The 18,906-nt window shown below is 41.2% G+C and carries 16 protein-coding genes; 9 read left to right on the forward strand and 7 right to left on the reverse strand.

Annotated features, from left to right (window positions below; translation table 11 throughout):
• The first annotated feature begins 2 nt into the window (after positions 1-2).
• The 7 genes from AAGG74_RS21465 to AAGG74_RS21495 all read left to right on the forward strand — a co-directional run bounded on the left by AAGG74_RS21465 (position 3) and on the right by AAGG74_RS21495 (position 9,762).
• Complete coding sequence (locus AAGG74_RS21465) at positions 3-1,595, forward strand: type I restriction-modification system subunit M (RefSeq protein WP_429677158.1); 1,593 nt, start codon at positions 3-5, stop codon at positions 1,593-1,595.
• Entirely contained in the window at positions 1,585-2,802 is a 1,218-nt protein-coding gene (locus AAGG74_RS21470) for a restriction endonuclease subunit S (RefSeq protein ID WP_429677159.1), read from the forward strand. Before AAGG74_RS21465 ends, AAGG74_RS21470 begins: the two co-directional genes overlap by 11 nt.
• Before the next feature lie 21 nt (positions 2,803-2,823).
• Positions 2,824-5,982: a type I restriction endonuclease subunit R gene (locus AAGG74_RS21475; protein WP_429677160.1), complete on the forward strand. Its 3,159-nt coding sequence runs from the start codon at positions 2,824-2,826 to the stop codon at positions 5,980-5,982.
• Positions 5,983-6,225: 243 nt separating this feature from the next.
• On the forward strand, positions 6,226-6,909 hold the full coding sequence (locus AAGG74_RS21480) for a PspA/IM30 family protein (RefSeq protein WP_429677294.1): 684 nt from the start codon (positions 6,226-6,228) through the stop codon (positions 6,907-6,909).
• A gap of 63 nt (positions 6,910-6,972) precedes the next feature.
• The gene (locus AAGG74_RS21485) at positions 6,973-7,998 is read left to right on the forward strand and encodes a TFIIB-type zinc ribbon-containing protein (protein WP_429677161.1); all 1,026 of its coding nucleotides are present in this window, start codon (positions 6,973-6,975) and stop codon (positions 7,996-7,998) included.
• Positions 7,998-8,759 carry a TPM domain-containing protein gene (locus AAGG74_RS21490; protein ID WP_429677162.1) on the forward strand — a complete coding sequence of 254 codons (762 nt, stop codon included), beginning with the start codon at positions 7,998-8,000 and terminating at the stop codon, positions 8,757-8,759. The genes AAGG74_RS21485 and AAGG74_RS21490 overlap by 1 nt, the downstream gene beginning before the upstream one ends.
• A 31-nt stretch (positions 8,760-8,790) precedes the next feature.
• Positions 8,791-9,762 (forward strand): SPFH domain-containing protein, encoded by a 972-nt coding sequence (locus AAGG74_RS21495; RefSeq protein WP_162104291.1) that lies wholly within the window; start codon positions 8,791-8,793, stop codon positions 9,760-9,762.
• 325 nt (positions 9,763-10,087) lie between these two features.
• Here the strand turns inward: AAGG74_RS21495 and bdhA are convergent, their stop codons facing one another.
• Positions 10,088-11,128 carry a (R,R)-butanediol dehydrogenase gene (gene bdhA / locus AAGG74_RS21500; protein WP_162104290.1) on the reverse strand — a complete coding sequence of 347 codons (1,041 nt, stop codon included), beginning with the start codon at positions 11,126-11,128 and terminating at the stop codon, positions 10,088-10,090.
• A 437-nt stretch (positions 11,129-11,565) separates the two neighbouring features.
• Here bdhA and walM point away from each other — a divergent pair, with 437 nt between their 5' ends.
• Positions 11,566-11,937 (forward strand): cell wall metabolism protein WalM, encoded by a 372-nt coding sequence (walM, locus tag AAGG74_RS21505; RefSeq protein ID WP_162104289.1) that lies wholly within the window; start codon positions 11,566-11,568, stop codon positions 11,935-11,937.
• A 66-nt stretch (positions 11,938-12,003) separates the two neighbouring features.
• A complete protein-coding gene (locus tag AAGG74_RS21510) occupies positions 12,004-13,050 on the forward strand; it encodes a TolB-like translocation protein (RefSeq protein WP_162104288.1) in 1,047 nt (348 codons plus the stop codon).
• A gap of 32 nt (positions 13,051-13,082) precedes the next feature.
• On the opposite strand, the gene AAGG74_RS21515 is transcribed toward AAGG74_RS21510, so the two are convergent.
• The 6 genes from AAGG74_RS21515 to gabP all read right to left on the reverse strand — a co-directional run bounded on the left by AAGG74_RS21515 (position 13,083) and on the right by gabP (position 18,744).
• Complete coding sequence (locus AAGG74_RS21515) at positions 13,083-13,241, reverse strand: hypothetical protein (protein WP_429677163.1); 159 nt, start codon at positions 13,239-13,241, stop codon at positions 13,083-13,085.
• A gap of 188 nt (positions 13,242-13,429) precedes the next feature.
• Complete coding sequence (locus AAGG74_RS21520; protein WP_162104287.1) at positions 13,430-13,645, reverse strand: cold-shock protein; 216 nt, start codon at positions 13,643-13,645, stop codon at positions 13,430-13,432.
• 82 nt (positions 13,646-13,727) lie between these two features.
• On the reverse strand, positions 13,728-14,543 hold the full coding sequence (locus tag AAGG74_RS21525) for an alpha/beta fold hydrolase (RefSeq protein ID WP_429677165.1): 816 nt from the start codon (positions 14,541-14,543) through the stop codon (positions 13,728-13,730).
• Positions 14,544-14,555: 12 nt separating this feature from the next.
• On the reverse strand, positions 14,556-15,542 hold the full coding sequence (locus AAGG74_RS21530) for a DUF4003 family protein (protein ID WP_429677166.1): 987 nt from the start codon (positions 15,540-15,542) through the stop codon (positions 14,556-14,558).
• 96 nt (positions 15,543-15,638) lie between these two features.
• Entirely contained in the window at positions 15,639-17,183 is a 1,545-nt protein-coding gene (gene cotA / locus AAGG74_RS21535; protein WP_429677167.1) for an outer spore coat copper-dependent laccase CotA, read from the reverse strand.
• A 151-nt stretch (positions 17,184-17,334) separates the two neighbouring features.
• A complete protein-coding gene (gabP, locus tag AAGG74_RS21540) occupies positions 17,335-18,744 on the reverse strand; it encodes a GABA permease (RefSeq protein WP_429677169.1) in 1,410 nt (469 codons plus the stop codon).
• Positions 18,745-18,906 lie beyond the last annotated feature (162 nt).

Here is an 18,906-nt window from a genome sequence, read left to right on the forward strand (position 1 = left end):
CGATGGCTGAATTACACTCAAAATTATTTAGTGCCGCAGACAGCTTGCGCAGCAAAATGGATGCATCAGAATACAAAAACTACTTATTAGGATTGATTTTTTATAAATACTTATCTGATAAGTTATTAGAAAAAGTTGTTGAAATGGCTGATGAATCGTTAGAAGAATACAACACACAAGAAAAACAAACACAATTGTACCGCGACTTGTTGGCGGATGAAGAGATCAAAAATGATTTGATTGAGACGTTAGTCGATACATTGGGCTATGATATTGAACCAAATCATTTATTCAATGTATTAGCGAAACAAGCGGAACAAAATACGTTCCAGTTGACTCACTTGAATAAAGCTTTTATTGATTTGTCTACGAAATATGACCAATTTAACGGGTTGTTTGATGATGTGGATTTGTCATCAAAAAAACTGGGATCGGATGCCCCACAGCGAAACATTACGATCACAGAAGTACTGAAAAAACTAAATGGTGTCGATGTGGTAGGGCATAGTGGAGATGTGATCGGAGATGCTTATGAGTACTTAATTAGCCAATTTGCTTCAGAGGCAGGGAAGAAAGCAGGAGAATTTTATACACCTCATCAAGTATCAGACATGATGGCACGTATTGCCGCAATCGGTCAAGAAGATAAAAAGTTGTTTAGCGTATTTGATCCAACAATGGGTTCTGGTTCTTTAATGTTGAATATTCGTAACTACATTCACCATCCAGATAGTATTAAATATCATGGGCAAGAGCTAAACACAACGACGTTTAACCTAGCGAAAATGAACTTAATCTTGCATGGTGTAAATAAAGAAGATATGCGGTTACGCAATGGAGATACATTAAACAAAGATTGGCCGACAGATGAGCCATATACGTTTGATTCTGTTTTGATGAATCCACCCTACTCTGCAAAATGGTCTGCAGACGCTACATTTTTAGATGATTCTCGTTTCAATCGTTACGGCAAGTTGGCGCCAAAATCAAAAGCCGACTTTGCTTTTCTTTTACATGGGTTCTACCATTTGAAAGATTCAGGAACGATGGCGATCGTCTTACCGCATGGCGTCCTGTTCCGTGGCGCGGCAGAAGGTGTGATCCGCAAGAAATTATTAGAAGACGGCAGTATTGATGCCGTGATCGGTATGCCAAGTAACTTATTCTTTGGTACATCGATTCCAACAACAGTTATCATCTTGAAGAAAAATCGCAGTACCCGTGATGTGTTGTTTATTGATGCAAGTAAAGAGTTCGTAAAAGGAAAGAACCAAAATAAACTTTCCAAAGAACATATAGATAAAATTGTCGAAACGTATCAAAAACGAGAAGATGTCGAGAAATATGCCCACGTTGCACCATTCGAGGAAATCAAAGAGAATGATTTCAATTTGAATATCCCTCGATATGTCGATACGTTTGAAGAAGAAGAGCCTGTGGATATGGCTGCAATTGGCTCAACCATTAAAGATATTCGAAAAGAAAAAGAGGAACTAGAATCTAGCCTATATGACATGATTTCTTCGCTGCAATATGATGAAGAGAATGCTGACTGGATCAAGGGTGCGTTAGAGGTGTTTCATCGTGGAAAATAAGCGAGTACCAGAAGTGAGATTTGAGGGGTTTAGTGGAGAGTGGGAAGAGCGTAAGTTGGGGGAAGTAGCAGAATTTAATCCAAAATCAAAAATTCCTGAAAATTTTGAGTATGTTGATTTAGAATCTGTTGTAGGAACAAACTTAATTTCACATCGTATGGAACAGAAAGAGACAGCGCCTTCAAGAGCCCAAAGACTAGCTAAACAAGGAGACGTATTTTATCAAATGGTAAGACCATATCAAAAAAATAATTATCTTTTTGACTTACCATATGATAATTATGTTTTTTCAACGGGTTATGCACAGATGCGTCCATATGTGGATAGTTATTTTCTATTAAATAGACTACAAGAAGAGAGGTTTGTTTCAAACGTTCTTGATAGATGTACAGGTACTAGTTATCCTGCAATTAATTCAAATGATTTAGCTCAGATTGAAATTAATGTTCCAATATCAAAAGAAGAACAAACTGATATAGGAGATTTCTTCAAACAACTAGACGATATGATAGCTCTTCATCAGCAAGAACTAACCACCCTCAAACAAACAAAACAGGGATTCTTGCAAAAAATGTTTCCAAAAGAAGGGGAGTCTGTGCCCGAGGTTCGGTTCCCGGGGTTTACTGGAGATTGGGAACAGCGGAAGTTGAAGGACCTTCTCGAGAGTGCATATCAAGGTATTAATACTGCTGGTGACAAAGTTGAGTATTCAGATAGTGGAGTAAAGGTATTGCAATCAAAACATATTACAAGTGGAACAATCTCTTTTGATGATGCTCGTTATTTAGACAAAGATCGATATTCAGAATATTTTCCTAAATATGTCCCAGATGTAGATGATATTCTTTTTGCGAATATAGGAACAATTGGCCCGAGTGCTGTTGTAACTGACAGTAAAGAATTTTTGGTCGCTTGGAATATTCTGAAAATGAAACCGAGCAATGAAGCAAATTCAAGATTTATTCAATTACAGTTGCAAAGATTAAAAAGTCAACGTTATTTTGAAAAAGTAACGACGGGAAATGCCACAAAATTTGTTAATAAAGATGAGATACTAGGAACGCAAATCGTTGTTCCAGAAAAGAAGGAACAATCTAAAATAGGTGATTTGTTCGCCCATCTTGATCACCTCATCGCCCTTCACCAACGCGAAGTAGATGCCTTAAAAGAAACGAAAAAAGCTTTCCTACAAAAGATGTTTGTCTAGTGAATAAAGAGGGGGAGAATCATGGCAACGATCCAACATAAAGATGAAGCAGAGGTAGAGCGCCGCCTGATTGAAGTGTTAGGGGAAGGGCATAATCAGTGGAATTATCGGCCGGATTTAAAGTCGGAAGAAGACTTATGGAAGAACTTGCGGCACAAGATTACGCAAAATAATTTATCAGAAATTGGGGAATATCCAATGACTGATAAAGAATTCGATTCGATAAAGACAGAGTTGTTATCGAAAACGCAGACACCCTTTGATGCTGCTAAATGGCTCAAAGGGGAAAATGGAATTGCTCGGATTACGATTGAACGTGAAGACGTTTCATTAGGTTCCATGTCGTTGGTGCTGTATTCCAATCAAGATATTGGCGGCGGTATTTCTACATACGAAGTCGTTCATCAGATTGCGAAACAAAAGACAAATGTTGATGGACGTGATCGCCGATTTGACGTGACACTTCTCATCAATGGATTACCTATTGTTCAAATTGAATTAAAGCAGGCAAGTGCAAAAGACGGTGTATTTCAAGCCTATCATCAAATTAAGAAATATGCAGAAGAAGGAATGTTTCGAAATAATATCTTTTCCACCCTGCAGTTATTTGTCATTTCCAACGAACAAACGACTCGCTATTTTGCCAATGCGCTGCCAAAAGATATGCATAAAAAATTGATCTTTAGCTGGCGGACAAAGGATAATCAAAAAGTAGAAAATCTTTATGAATTTGTGAAACGAGTTTTAAATATTCCAGATGCCCATCGATTGATTGCCGATTATACAATTATAAGTGAGGATCAAGACAACAAAGCGATAATAGTATTAAAACCGTATCAAATTCATGCGATCCAAGCTTTGTTTACATCTGCCATGAAACATCAATCCGGCTATGTTTGGCATGCGACCGGTTCAGGAAAAACATTGACAAGTTTTGTGTCCACAAAGTTATTAGCCCGCAAAACAGGTGTGGACCGCACGATTATGCTCATTGACCGAAAAGACTTAGATAACCAAACGACGACTGAATTTACTAAATTTGCGTCTGAGTTTAACACGGGGATTTCTTCTGGTCATGCTAAATCGAATAGTTTGATTGTCGGAACTGGGAGCGCAAAGGAGCTAAGTCAAACTCTATTGTCTGATACCAATTCGAATACAGTGATCATTACCACTCGCCAAAAACTGGAGGCTTCCTTGCGTTATGCCCAAAGGCAAGAGGAGCAAAAAGGAACTCAGCGCTTTAAGAAACTGCTGGGGCAGCATATTGTCTTTGTCGTGGATGAATGTCATCGTGCGTTAAGTTCAGAAGGCATGGAAGCCATTAAAGGGTTCTTTCCAAATTCAACATGGTTTGGATTTACAGGGACACCGATATTTAATGAAAATAAAAAGCAAGCGAAGGGCCGATTAGCTCGCACTACTCGTGACCAATATGGAGACGTTTTGCACACGTATACGATTAAGAATGCGTTAGACGATGGTGCTGTTTTAGGGTTTCAAGTAGAGCATGAAGATACAATTGACCTCACTTCATTAAATAATCATATTTTCGAACAGCTGCGTCATCAAGAAAAATACGCCAATTGTAGTGATGATGAAATCAACGATATGATTGATCAAATGGATGGAATCGAAAAAGAAGCATATCTTGAACCATCTTCGTTCGAGAATGATGAACATATTCAAAAAGTCATTCATAAGATTTTCAGGCCGGATAATGCCTATATTAAATTTGATTTTCAAAACGGACGCCCGCAAAAATCAGCTATTTTAACAACGAGTTCCATTGATATGGCGAAACGTTACTATCAGGCCATTAAAGAAATGACGAAGGATACGAATTGGCTGACAAATGAGTTTGCGGGACATCCAATCCGAACAGGTCGTACAATTGAAGATCCTGACTTTCCCCGTATTGCAATTACGTATTCAATGCAAGAAAACGAGGAAAATTCCAAGCAAACTCACGATGAAATGATGGAGATTATTAAGGATTATAATGATTACTATCGCACTGCTTGGTCGATAGAAGATATTGAACGATATAATGGTGATATTAACAATCGCTTGGCTCGTAAAAAAGGGGAATTCAAAGAATTTGGCAAACAAATTGACCTAGTCATTGTAGTCGATCGGTTATTGACTGGTTTTGATGCCCCAACGATTCAAACGTTATTTGTGGATCGGAATTTAAGTTATGCCAATTTGATTCAAGCTTTTTCTAGGACCAATCGTACATATCCAGGAAAGACAAAAGGATTAATTGTGACATTCCGTAAACCTTTTACAATGGAACAAAACGTAAAGAATGCGACGAAGTTATATTCCCATGCACAAGAGGAATCTAGTCTGGTATATCCAACGTATGATGAATCGAAGAAACGCTTTAAAAAAGCTCACAAAGCACTAACGACGTTAATTCCCAACCCAACGGATATTGATGAGCACACATCTCTTGAAACCCGAATTGAGTTCGTGAAAACATTTCAAGAGCTAAACAATTCTTACGAAGCGTTAGTGACATATGATGATTACAATGATGATATGGAGAAATCAGCAGCACTTCAAGAACAGGTGGGAACGCTAGAAGAATTTATTGGTATCTATCACACGATTAAAGGGTCACTTATAGATGAAGAGGGTCAAGATGGCCCCGAGCCGGATTTTTCAGACATTGAATTTTATGGAGAAAATGCAGTGAAAATCTATGATATTGATTCAACGTATATTGATCGACTATTAGAAACGTACTCGGCCAATAACCAAAATATCCGTGATGAGATCGAAAGCGCCCTTCAAAAACTGGATAAATCAGACATTGTAAAAGATGTATACCGTGAGATGTTAAATGCCATTGATACGAAAAACGTAGATGAAGAGGAAGATATTCTTGTCGTGAAACGAAGCTTCTTCACGAAAGCACGAGACAAAGCGATTCATGAATTTGCGAACACATGGTTTGTGTCAGAGGATGAACTTCATTTATCTGCAGTTCAATATGTGATAGGGACAGATTCTATTCCGCATCTCGGGGAAATCATCAACAGTAAACAATTTGATAAGTATAAAGCCGTACATCCTGATGTAAAGCCATTGAAATACGGTCCAAAACTGAAGCGCCAGTGGAAAAAGACATTAGATGAAATCATTGTACCTTTGGATGACGAGTTAAGATAATAAAGTGGCGCTCTTATTACATAAAAATCAGAGCAATTGACACACCGCCCGCCATGAAGTTTCAACCATCAAGGATGCTTCCTAAAAGTTTTTGGACTTTGGGAAGCATCCTTCTTTATATTCAGGTAAAAAGTTATATATTTTCATTTGAAATGTCATTTTTTATTAAAAAAACGAAACTTTTAACGATAATAAATAGTATATGTAGTAAGAAGTTTAACGAAATAGCGGAGGAACTACATGATGAGTATAATGACGAGATTCAAAGATATTATGTCGGCGAATATCAATGCTTTGTTGGACAAGGCTGAAAACCCAGAGAAAATGGCAGATCAGTATGTAAGAAACATGAATAACGATCTGTCTAAGGTTAAGTCAGAAACCGCTGCTGTTATGGCTGAGGAGCAAAGGGCGAAAAGAGAATTACGTGAATGCCGGGCAGATATGGAAAAGATGGAAAGCTATGCGGTGAAGGCGCTGCAAGCGGGGAATGAGGGCGATGCGAGAACATTTCTTGAAAGAAAAACATCTTTGGGGGCAAGGCTTGCTGAGCTGCAGACGGCGAATCAAATGGCTGAAACCAATGCTGCACAAATGAGAAAGATGCATGACAAACTGGTTTCTGACATTGGGGAGCTGGAAGCGCGCAAAAATGCGATCAAGGCGAAGTGGGCAGTGGCGAAAACGCAAGAAAAAATGAACAAGCTGGGCGCGTCTGTTGCTGGTACAAACCAATCAATGTCCGCATTTGGTAGAATGGAGGACAATGTAAATAAGGCGCTTGATCAGGCCCATGCAATGGCAGAACTGAACAGTGCTCCGCAGGATGATATGGATGATCTGACTGCAAAGTATGATACTGCCGGTTCAAGTCAGGTAGATGATGAACTTGCGGCTTTAAAAGCGAAAATACTGCTCGATAAATAATATAGAGGAGGCCGCAGCTTTCGGCTGCGGCACCATTTTATCAAGATGTGAAAGGGAACGGTTATGATAATTTCTTATAAGTGTCCGAACTGCGGCAGTGATATGGCATTTGACAGCGAATCCGGCGCGTTATCCTGCGGCAGCTGCGGAAGACAGGACAATATTGAAAGCCTTCCGAAAGAAAATATTGCGACACAGTTTTCTGAAGAGGAAGCGAAAGAATATCAATGTGAAAACTGCGGTGCTGTTTTAATTACGGAAGCTGAAACGACAGCGACGACGTGCAGCTTCTGCGGAGGTGCTGCTATACTTGCCGATCGTTTATCAGGACATTTGGCGCCGGCGAAGGTCATTCCATTTACAATCAGTAAACAAGAAGCGGAACAGGCATTTCGAAAGTGGTGCAAAAAAGGGCTTTTGACACCCAGAGGATTCATGTCGGCTGATCGTATCAAAAGCATCACAGGCATGTACATTCCGTTTTGGATGTTTGATTTAAATAGTGAAGTGCAGGTAAGAGCGAACTGTACGAGAGTCCACCGGTATGAAGAAGGGGATTATATTTGCACGGAAACAGAGCATTTCGAAGCGTTTCGTGATATCAATCTCGATTACTTAAAAATTCCTGTCGATGCCTCTGAAAAAATGAAAGACGAATTAATGGACAAGTTGGAGCCTTATTCATATGATGAGCTGAAGGACTTTCAAACGGCATATTTGGCCGGTTATATTGCGGAAAAGTACAATTATACCGATGAGGAGCTTTTTCCGAGGGCAAAAGAGAAAATTAGCAGTTATATAGATTCATACATACATTCTACTTTTTCCGGATATACGTCAGTCAATGTGAGAGACAAACATATTCACACGAAAAATGTGAACAGCTTTTACGTTCTGCTTCCTGTTTGGATGGTCAGCTATGATTATGAAAGAGCAGAGCATACTTTTGCGATGAACGGGCAAACAGGCAAGGTTGTCGGAAAGCCGCCGATCAGTTCAGGAAAAGTGGCGGCGTGGTTTAGTGGCATAGCAGGCGGGACATTTCTTGCGTTGAAGCTTGTCTCATTGATGATGGGAGGTGGATTTTGATGCGGGGATTTTTCGGGAAAGCGATTCTTGTTGTGCTGGCTGTTTTCATCATGATGCCGGTACTGGGGATGGGTGCGGCGAGAGCTTCTGAATCACAGCAGCATGTGTATGACCATGCCCATCTATTATCAAAAGCAGAAATCGGAAAACTCGAATCTCTCTCGGCTGAGCTGGGTGCAAAGAGGGACACTGATTTCATCATTATTACGACAAAAAGCACAAACGGGAAAGATATTGCTGATTATGCCACAGATTTTTATGATCGTTACGGAAAAGGCAGCACCGCCATTTTAACGATTGATATGACGAATAGAGATGTATTCATTTCTGGCTACAAAAAAGCTGAGCAGTATTTGGACAACAGCAGGCTGAACAGCATTAGAAATACGATTTCTTCTGATTTATCAAATGAAGATTATTTCAAAGCTTTTCAGACTTATATTCAGCTTTCCTATAAAGATATGGGAATAAAACCGGGTATCAACCCCGATAACATATTCTTTGCTTGGTGGTTTCAGCTGATTGCAGCAATCGCAGTCGGAGGGATCGCGGTTTCAATCATGCTTTATCAAGCAGGCGGAAAGGTAACCGTTAATGGAGATACATATATGGATTCTCGTACGTCTGATGTGATTGATCAATATGATACTTATATCAGAACAACTGTAACAAGAGAAAGAAAACCATCAGATAAAGACAGCGGCAATGGCGGGGTTACGAAAGGCGGCACGTCATACAGCGGCAGCCGCGGCAAATTCTAAAGGAAGAAAATAGAGTAAAGGGAGAGGTATCATGTCGTTTTTCAGAAACCAATTAGCGAATGTAGTAGAGTGGGAAGAATTTAGAGATGATATGATTTTTTATAAATGGAACAATCGTGAAATCAAAAAAGGGAGCCGATTAATTATCCGTCCCGGACAGGATGCTGTCTTTTTGAGCAATGGCAGGGTTGAAGGGGTTTTTCAAGATGACGGCGACTATGATATTGAATCTGAGATTATTCCGTTTCTCTCAACGTTAAAGGGCTTTAAGTTTGGGTTTAACAGCGGCATGCGCGCCGAGGTGCTGTTTGTCAATACGAAGGAATTTACCGTGAGATGGGGAACAAAGCAGGCGATAAATATTCCGGCAGCGGGAATGCCCGGCGGGATGCCAATTCGCGCGAATGGTACATTTAATTTTAAGGTTCAGGACTATATCAGTCTGATTGATAAAATCGCTGGTGTGAAGGATCAATATTTTGTAGAGGATATTAAAACCCGAATGACTTCTATTCTTGATCAGCTTCTGATGAAGTGGATCACAAGAGAAGGAAAGGATATGTTTAATCTGCAAGCCAATTCTTTTGACATCGCGAAGGGAATTCAAGAAGACTTAGATATGCAGTTAGTCGGCGACGGGATGACAATTACTGGTTTTCAAATCATGAGCTTTAATTATCCTCAAGAGGTTCAGGATATGATTACGAAGAACGCTTCCTACGGTATGGTTGGGGATATGAACAAATACCAGCAAATTTCTATGACGGATGGGATGGCATCCGGAAAGATGAGCGGAGGCGGAGCAGCTTCGGATATGGCTGGAATGATGATGGGAATGAATATGGCCAATCAGATGATGAATCAAATGAATCAAAATCAGCAGGCGCAGTCATCAGGCTCACAGCCAACAGGAAGCGGAAGTAAACCGAATTTCTGTCCGAACTGCGGAACAAAAAGCGGTGAAGCCAATTTTTGCCCGAACTGCGGCCAAAAGCTTGTATAAGAGCTATGCAGTGAAAAGTCCTGAGTGAACAGCACTCGGGACTTTTTTTATTCAGGAGGAATCCAGACAAAAACGTTTAAGCACCTGTTTGCAATGCCAAGGTTCTTTAAGGAATTCACGACAATTTGAAAGGTAAAGCGGTGAGGTCTAATTGTTGAAGCTTTGAGCTTTCTGGTTCCGGCGGATGCAGTGTAAACGGCTTTTGACACTTGAAATCGTTTCTTTGATGTGAAGCTGATCCGATCTTACTCAGGGCTCCCGTATTTCAAAAGGGATAAGATAAAAAAAGAATCCGCACCAGTGTACGGATTCTTTTCGTTTCACATTAGTTAGGCTGGACGAGGATTTTGACTTGGTTTTTCTCTTTAATTAGAGACCCGAAGCCTTCCTCGATCAAATCGTCTAATACGATTTTTTTCGTTACGAGCTTGTCAGCTGAGAAATAGCCTTTTTCCATTAATGACAATACAGCTGGGAAGATGTCGCGGTATCCGATAATTCCTTTCACTGTACGTTCTTTAATAACGATATCGTTAGGGTAGATTTCTGCGCCTTTTTCCCAAATGCTGACGATAACTGTTTCACCAGAAATGGTAGTAGATTGGATCGCTTGACGTAATACAACTGGAACGCCAGTGACTTCGTATGCTACGTCAACACCGCCGCCTGTACGTTCTGCAATCTCAGCAACTACATCGTCTGTTTTAGATGGGTCAATGATAATCGCTCCAAGCTCTTCAGCTTTTTGCTGGCGTTCAGGTGAAAGCTCAACAGCGTAAATATCAGTCGCGCCAGCAGCTCTTAGCGCTTCAATCACGAGAAGGCCGATCGGTCCGCAGCCGAATACAGCTGCTTTGTCGCCAGCTTTGATTTTACTTGAGCGGACAGCGTATAAAGCGACTGCAGAAGGTTCTACCAGTGCGCCTTGTTCATATGATAATGTCTCAGGAAGCTTAAATAGCAGCTCTTCATCTACAGAGACGTATTCAGAGAAACCGCCGCCTCCGCCGGCTAAGCCAAGGAATCCCATTTGCTCATCAAGGTTGTATGCGCCTTGATGGCCGTGCGTTGCAAAAATCGGTTCGACTACGACGCGGTCGCCTGCTTTATAATTTTCAACGCCTTCTCCGACTTCAACCACTTCACCAGAGAATTCATGGCCCATTGTGACAGGTGCTATTTCATTCGTTAATGGATGCGGTTTGTCAACCGGAATAAAGATAGGCCCGCCTAGATACTCGTGGAGATCACTGCCGCAGATGCCGCACCATTTGACTTTGATCTTTACTTTTCCCGGCTCCGTTTTTGGCTCTTCGATATTTTCAATACGGATATCCTTTTGATTATGCCATCTTGCTGCCTTCATGGATTACCACTCCTATATCTTTTGATATGAGTAATTCCGCACCGATCAATATGAACTGTCACAAAAACGCCTTCTTTTAAACCAAAAACGAAATGAAATTCTTATATAATATAATCTACGTTTTTTTTTAAAAAACTTTAAAGAAAAAAGAGTCTAGCACACTCTTTTTTCTTTTTTTATGAGAGAGTATGAGTCGTGTATACATATTTATGAATTTGGTTTGAACAATACGGTAATGGTTCGTTCATATTGAATGCGTTTAACTACTCTATTACAATTATAACTCTAAAATTGGAATTATAATAGGATAATCTTCCATGGATTTTTTTAGCGTAGTTCTTTTTCGTTTTTGTAACAATACTGTAAGGATATTGAAATAAAAAAATCCTGGTTCTTCGTGTATAATTTTCCTAGATGTTAATAAACAGGGGGACGAAATGTTGAAGAAAGTCATTTTAGCCGCTTTTATTTTAGCAGGAAGCACTTTGGGAGCTTTCAGTTTTTCATCAGATGCCAGTGCGAAGCATGTGAACGGAAATATTACTTGGTATAATGGAGTCGGGAAAAAAGGCTCTTCTGGTAAAAAACTTGGGCATTGGGATTGTGCGACCAAGATCGGATTTGATGTGCCTAGAAACGGGACAAAAATCAGAGCTTATGCAAAAGCGAAGCCTAAAAAAGTGATTACGGTTTACAAAAATGATGTTGGCAGAATGCCTCATGCAGTTTTGGATGTAAGCCCTAAAGCGTTTAAAGCGCTTGGATACCCATTAAGCAAAGGAAAAGTATCGGGACATTACAGCTATTAATGTACATATATAATCTGTAAAGCAAGAAAAACACTTTCTTGCTTTTTCTATTGGTGGAGATAAAAGTTGAAAAAAAGAATCATCGTATTGTTAATTGTCGTGATCGCAGCTGCTGCAGCTGGTTTCGCGTTTTATGCTGTAAAGGATAAAGGCCATGAGAACGCTGCCGATATGTCAGTACATACGGAAAGCGGCGATAAGCTGCTTGTTTCAATTACGAATACCAATTTGCAGACGAAGTATTATGAAAATGACAAGGTGATCCATCAGGAGAAGCTGACGAGCTATCCGGCATTTGCTTTGGATCAAAAGCAGCAGGTGCTCTATTATACGGGCAATAATGATCAAAATGAAATGAGGCTATTTAAACTCGATCTAAAGTCTAATAAAAAGACGATGCTTTATAAAGGTGAGGAGAGTGCCGATAGCCTGTTTTTATCAAAGGACCGTTCCGCCATCTATTTTCGTTTAGGAAAAGCGGACGAAAGCAATTTCCGGATTGCAGCTTTTGATTTGAAAACGAAGAAATATAAAAACCTTTATCCAGCAGCAAATGATCAGGATGATAGCGTCAGCAGTTTCTTTTATAACGAAAAAACCGATTCATTTGCATTGCTTCATTATTCTGTAGAAGAGGATTACGAGAAAACGGATGAAGCGAACGAAAAGGGGATCGATCCTGAACCGACAACGATTCACTTTGGGGCTGGCCATCAGAATAAATTTGATGAGCTGAAGAGTCTTGACCAGTTTATCAGCGATATTGCAGTTTCTGATGATGATAAACGCATTTTGTTTACATCATATACGCAGAAGGGCACGGCGCAAGCCGCTTCTATTCAGATGCTGAATGCGGATACGAAAAACTATAAAACCATCATTTCCAACCAAAAATCATTCAAGCTGTTAATTGACGCACAGCCGCAGTTCTCTAAGGATGGTAAGAACATCTATTTTCTTGCCGAAGCCGATGGAGCTAAAAAACTGAAGGATGAAACAGGGCGTGAAGCCAAGGTGCGGACGATTTATTCTTATAATCTTGAACATAAGACATTTAAAAAAGTGTGGGAAAACCCGAACGGCATCATCAACAGCTTTACTGTCATCCGCTAATAAAAACCACTCGGCATAGGCTGAGTGGTTTTTTAATGGACGAGTCGCAGAGTTAATGATCCAAGCCATTTAAGCAATTGGAGCAGAGGTATCGACAAAAACAGTAGTTCGACATAAGCGTTGATGGCAAGGTTCAGCTTTTTGGATCTAGCTCTTTTTCTCAAGTCTTTTTGCTGTTGGTATGTGGGCACTTTATCACCCCTTTCATATCCATATTGCACCATTCAGAAAGACGAAAAGCCCTAAACATTTACAGTTTTGGGCTTCTTTCATCTTTCAAAGCCTCTTGCAATGAGAGGCTTTTATTCTGGATATAGAATGTGTGTCTCCGTTCGAGGATTGTTTGCTTGCAGGAGACTGCATTTGTTATAGGGAAGAGCTAGCTTGTTTTCGTTTGACTGTTGTTTTGGAGGTTCACTAATGAACGGATGCCGTCGATCATTTTGCTTCCACATAAAGGACATAATGGCGCATCATCATCACTGCTGGCAAAGTTTTTTCTGCTCCAGCCGTTGCAGTCTTCTTTTGTGCATTCCCATGTACTCACATCTTCTTTAGGCAGCGGTTCTTGATTACGTTTGTTATAGTAAGACATAAAGTCACTTCTTCCCTCATGTATTTTACTGCACATCTCTTATTGTCTCATACTTTTCCCTAATCTCCTAATTCCTTTTTCTTTATGGCTTTCCAGTCAGCTCATCTAAAAAAGAGAGAAGGGTGCTGTTAAAGGCGTCCGGCTCTTCTAAAAACGGACAATGGCTGCTTTTAGAAAAGGTGACGAGCGTCGCGTCAGGAATATTGCTGCGCAAATGTTCGCCAGCTGCTGCAGAGAAAAATTTGCGGTCTTCCCCGAAGCACAGTAATGTGGGCACATTCATATGATGAAGGGTATCCCGGTAGTCAACAGCCGTTTGGTTAAATAAAATCGTGCTTGCAATGGCTGCCGGCTGTTTGAGGATCTCTGCCAGCATCCATTCTGTTTCTGCCTCAGCCGGCGGTGCTGCGAACATATTACGGATGAAACTCTCGTAGAATGGCAGCGGATCAGTCTGAATGGCGTGCATCGCTGTTTTTAAACCGTCAAAATCAAACGGGCCGTGCTCCCAGCCCTTCCATTGATAGTCGGAAGCTGATTGATCAATAATGACAGCAGCTCGTATGTTATCATTCCCAAATTGATTAAGATAATCCCATACGACGAAAGCGCCCATTGACCAGCCGGCAAGAACGACATGATCAAGCTCCAATCTGTTTAGAAATTCCTTTACATCCCGGGCGTATTGAGAAATGGTATGCCCATGAAGCACTTTGGCAGATTCGCCGTGTCCTCTAAGATCGAGACGAATACACTGATGATTGGCAGAAAGTGTTGAAAATTGTTTATGGAAAAACTGTCCGCTCATTAAAACACCGTGTATAAACAGGATTGGCGTTCTGCTCCCGTGCGTTTCATAGTATAGTCGTGTCTGATCTTCTAATGTGACGTATGGCATTTTTCCCCTCCTCTATCCGTTATGAGAATGACTGGCCGCTGTTGTGCTGATGATCGCAGCTGTCGCGGCTGCCTGCTGCGCCTGAATGACCGCTTCAATTGCAGTGTAAAGCCCTGATTCCATCAATAAGTTTTTCTCCAAGCGCTCACTGAGATAGAGGCAGACAGCAATTTTGAAATTCATGTCCTTTTGCCATTTAAATGCTTTTTCTTGGCTTAATGTTTGAGTGGTGTCCAACACGGTTTTGATATCCGGCTCTTCCAGAAATGTGAGAAGGGCAAGATCTGGATAATGATAATTCTTTGGCTTTTTGTGAAATTCCGTGATGGATTGATAGATATGTTTGCACTCAGAAGCAAGCGTTTCAGGGTCTTTTTCACTTTGTAGGGCTAGAATATGGCTAACCTGGTGTAAGTAATATCCCTTTTTAAACTTGCTGGCTGACAGAAGCTTATAGCATATTTCCGCTTTGTTTAGCGCCTGCAAACCGTTTTCGGTTTTGCCGAGCAATACGGCGAGCGGGATGTTCTGAATGGAAGTGAGGAAATAATGGTTTTTCTTCATCTGCTGGTAAACAGATAGCCCGTTGTTCATTTGTTCGCTCAGATTAGATGTTTCTGATTTGCCGGTGAGCAGGATCAGCGCGGAAAGGTACGTGAACATATCCCGATTATATCCAAGCTTCACCATTTCATTGTAGACGTCGATAAACGTATGAAACGTTTGTTTTGCTTCATGCTGAAAATGGATGTCTAAAATAGAAGCAACAGTAAAGCGGTGGTATGAATTGAGTGTTGAGAAACTGCCGACGTTTGATTTGATATAGCTGCTCACATCATAAAAGCGCTGAAAATCAAATTCTCTTTTATTTACAATATATGCAGAAGAAATGAGCATTAATATCTGATCATGTGCAACTTTCCATTTTAATTTTGATTTTAATTCAGCATAAATAGAAATGTATTGTCTTGTTTTTTCATTTAAGTCGTTCGTCTGCATAAAAAGCTCCTTTGTGCTGTTTTAATGTTATACGGAAAAAGAGACTCAAATGTTTCATATAGAAAAAACTTGCCTGTGAGAGGCAAGTTTGTCGGGTTATTTACGGGGGTCTTTTACATCCATCGGTCTCATCATGTCATAGTCTTCATGCTCAAGAATATGGCAGTGCCATACATAGCGTCCGCTGTGCGGCCCGAATGTCGCTGCAATTCTCAGCACTTCACCGGCGCGGGATTGGACGGTGTCTTTCCAGCCTTTTTCACTTGGAGACGGCGGGATTGTCGGGCCGGTATAAACCAGTTCTCCGCTTTCTTGATAACGAGCTGTATCAAATGGGCGCCGATCTAACACACGGAAGGAAATTAAATGGAGATGGATCGGATGTGTTCCGTTTGTCGGATTGATAATAGACCATATCTCAGTTGTTCCGAGTTTCGGTGCTTCAGTGACAGGGTCATGCCAGCGTTTGTTATTTAAGAGAAGAACGGGTCTGCCGTATTCATCATTAATGGCACTCAGCTTGAGTGTCCTGATATTTTGTATTCGTTCATTCTGCACTGAGGGATATGATGCAAGGTATTTCGGCTTTCTGCTTTCATCTTTTTGTGCCAATGGTTTTGTGACTCTGAATTGCATGACATTCGCATCTGTTTCAGGATTGACGTCATCACCGCCGCAGCCCGCGCTGTTTGCCAAAATGATCGATTGACCTTCGTAGGCTGTGAAGTCAATGATGATATCAAAACGTTCAGCAGGAGCAAGGCTGAAAGAGTTCAGTTTTACGGAGCGCGGCAGAAGTCCGCCGTCTGAACCAATTTGAATCACTTCCCCGCCATTATCGAGTGATAAGTTATAGGTTCTTGTATTGGAGGCATTGATGACGCGGAACCGGTATTTTCTTGGTTCGACCTCCAAGTAGGGCCATACTTTCCCGTTGACAAGTATCGTCTCTCCGCAAAAACCCGGGATGATTGAGGGGTTAGGGAGTGAAGGGGAAGGGTCTTCCGGGCCGCTTGGATAAAACAAAGAACCATCCTCATTGATCGTGCGGTCTGTGATCAGAAGCGGCACGTCGTATTCGCCGGAAGGCAGCTTAAATCGTTTTTCCTTTGGATCATGAATGATGTAAGCACCGAGAAGTCCCGCATAGACATTCAGCCTGGTAATCGCCATGGCATGATCGTGATACCACAAAATAGCACCGCGCTGCTGATTCGGATAATGATAAACCTCTCGCTTAAAATAGGGGCCTGTTTGTTCAAAGTTTTTTGTGAACCAGGCTTCCGGATATCCGTCACTATCTTCCGGTGTGGCGCCTCCGTGTAAATGAACAACGGTTTTCACTTCAGGCTCTTCATGCTGGCTGTCACTATCGTGAATGGTATGGTCGACCGGCAGAAAATGTTTAGAAGGAAGGTTGTTCATCCATTTTACATAAACGTTTTCGTTTCTTTTGACCTCGATGGTAGGCCCGGGAAATGAGCCATTATATCCCCACATGCGGGTCGGGGGGAGATCGCGGTGAAGCTGATGAGTGAATTCCTCCATTGTGACTTCATAGTATGTCTTTTCTTTTGTTTGCTGTACTGGCTTTAGGGTATCTGGGATTGGGAGAGCATCCGCAAATTTTTCAAGTGTCATTTTCATCGTCCTTTTCTAAATTTACCGAAATGGTAATATAGTTAATGATAATAAGGACGAAGTGGTTACAAAAAAATCAGTGTCCTCCCGCCTATCTGAAGAAGAAAGAACAAAATCCTAAACGGTTATCCGTTTAGGATTTTGTTCAGTATTATGTCAGGCTGTCAGGCTGTTGCTGTGAGACTGGCTTGGCAGCAGCCTGCTCGCTTACCTTGCGCTTTTTGAACACAAGATAAGAAATCAAAACGATTCCCGTAATGACGCCTGTCAGCAGCAGCTCGTCTCTCATGGAACGAATAAACGCCATAGACACTAAAATTCCGCAGATGGCGATAATGGTCAAGTAGGTTAGGTAAGGGAAAAACCACATCTTGATCTTTAATGCTTTTGGGTTTGTTTTTTCGAGTTTTTGGCGCATTCTCAGATGGGAAACGGCGATGACAAGATAAACGAGTAGAGCAATTGCGCCTGATGAGTTGACTAAAAATAGAAAGACGGAGTCAGGTGAAAAGTAGTTCATGACTACCGCAATATAAGAGAAAATTGTTCCGGCGACAATGGCTTGTACGGGAACGCCTTTTTTGCTCAATTTCATAAAACGGCGCGGCGCTTCATTTCTTTCCGCAAGTGAATACAGCATTCTGGATGTGGTGTACAAACCTGAATTTAAGCAAGAGAGTACGGCTGTGAGGACGATAAAGTTCATAATCTGGGCGGCTGCCGGCACGCCGATATGTGAGAGTACAGCGACGAAAGGGCTTTCTAAAATATTTGCTGAATTCCAAGGTAAAAGCGCAACGACAACAGCGATAGAGCCGACGTAAAAGACGATGATGCGCCATACAACGGATCGGGTCGCTTTTGTCACCGATTCGATCGGATTAGATGTTTCTCCCGCTGCAATCGCAACAATTTCTGTTCCCATAAAGGAGAAGATGACAACGACAATGCCCAGCAATACGGAGCTGACACCTTTCGGGAAAAATCCGCCTTTGCCTGTCATATTGGATAAACCGACTGGCTCGCTGCCTGGCGCAAAACCAAAAATAAAAGCAAAACCAACGATGAGAAAAGCGATAATAGTAACAACTTTAATCAGGGAGAACCAATATTCAAACTCACCGAAAGATTTAACGGAGTAGACATTTGTCAAGGTGAGTACGATCGTCAAGATCAAACTTGTCAGCCACAGCGGAATATCATGAAACCAATATTGAATAATGCCGGCACCGGCGATTGCTTCAATCGCGATGACAATGACCCAGAAAAACCAATACAGCCATCCGATTGTAAAGCCTGCCCACGGTCCGATGGCATCATGAGCGTATTGAGAAAATGATCCGCTCGTTGGGTTAACGGCAGACATCTCACCAAGCATTCTCATAATAAAAATCACCAATAATCCGGCTAACGCATAAGAGACAACGGCACCAGGACCTGTGGAGTGAATGACTGAACCGCTGCCTACAAAAAGGCCGGCTCCAATCACGCCGGCGATTGAAATCATGGTCATATGGCGGGTTTTTAATCCTTTTTTTAATCCTGATTGAGCTTGGTTCATAAGCTGCCTCCTTTAAGAATGAATTTGTTACTGAATATTATGATAATTGAAACCTTATCACAAATATACATTTTGTCGAAAATTCGTGTGAGAAAATATAACGATTTATTTCAAATTTGTAGGGTTTAGTCAACGGTATTTCCAGTCATTCTTGGAATAATA

Source organism: Bacillus mexicanus, from assembly GCF_050445615.1.
GTDB lineage: Bacteria > Bacillota > Bacilli > Bacillales > Bacillaceae > Bacillus > Bacillus mexicanus.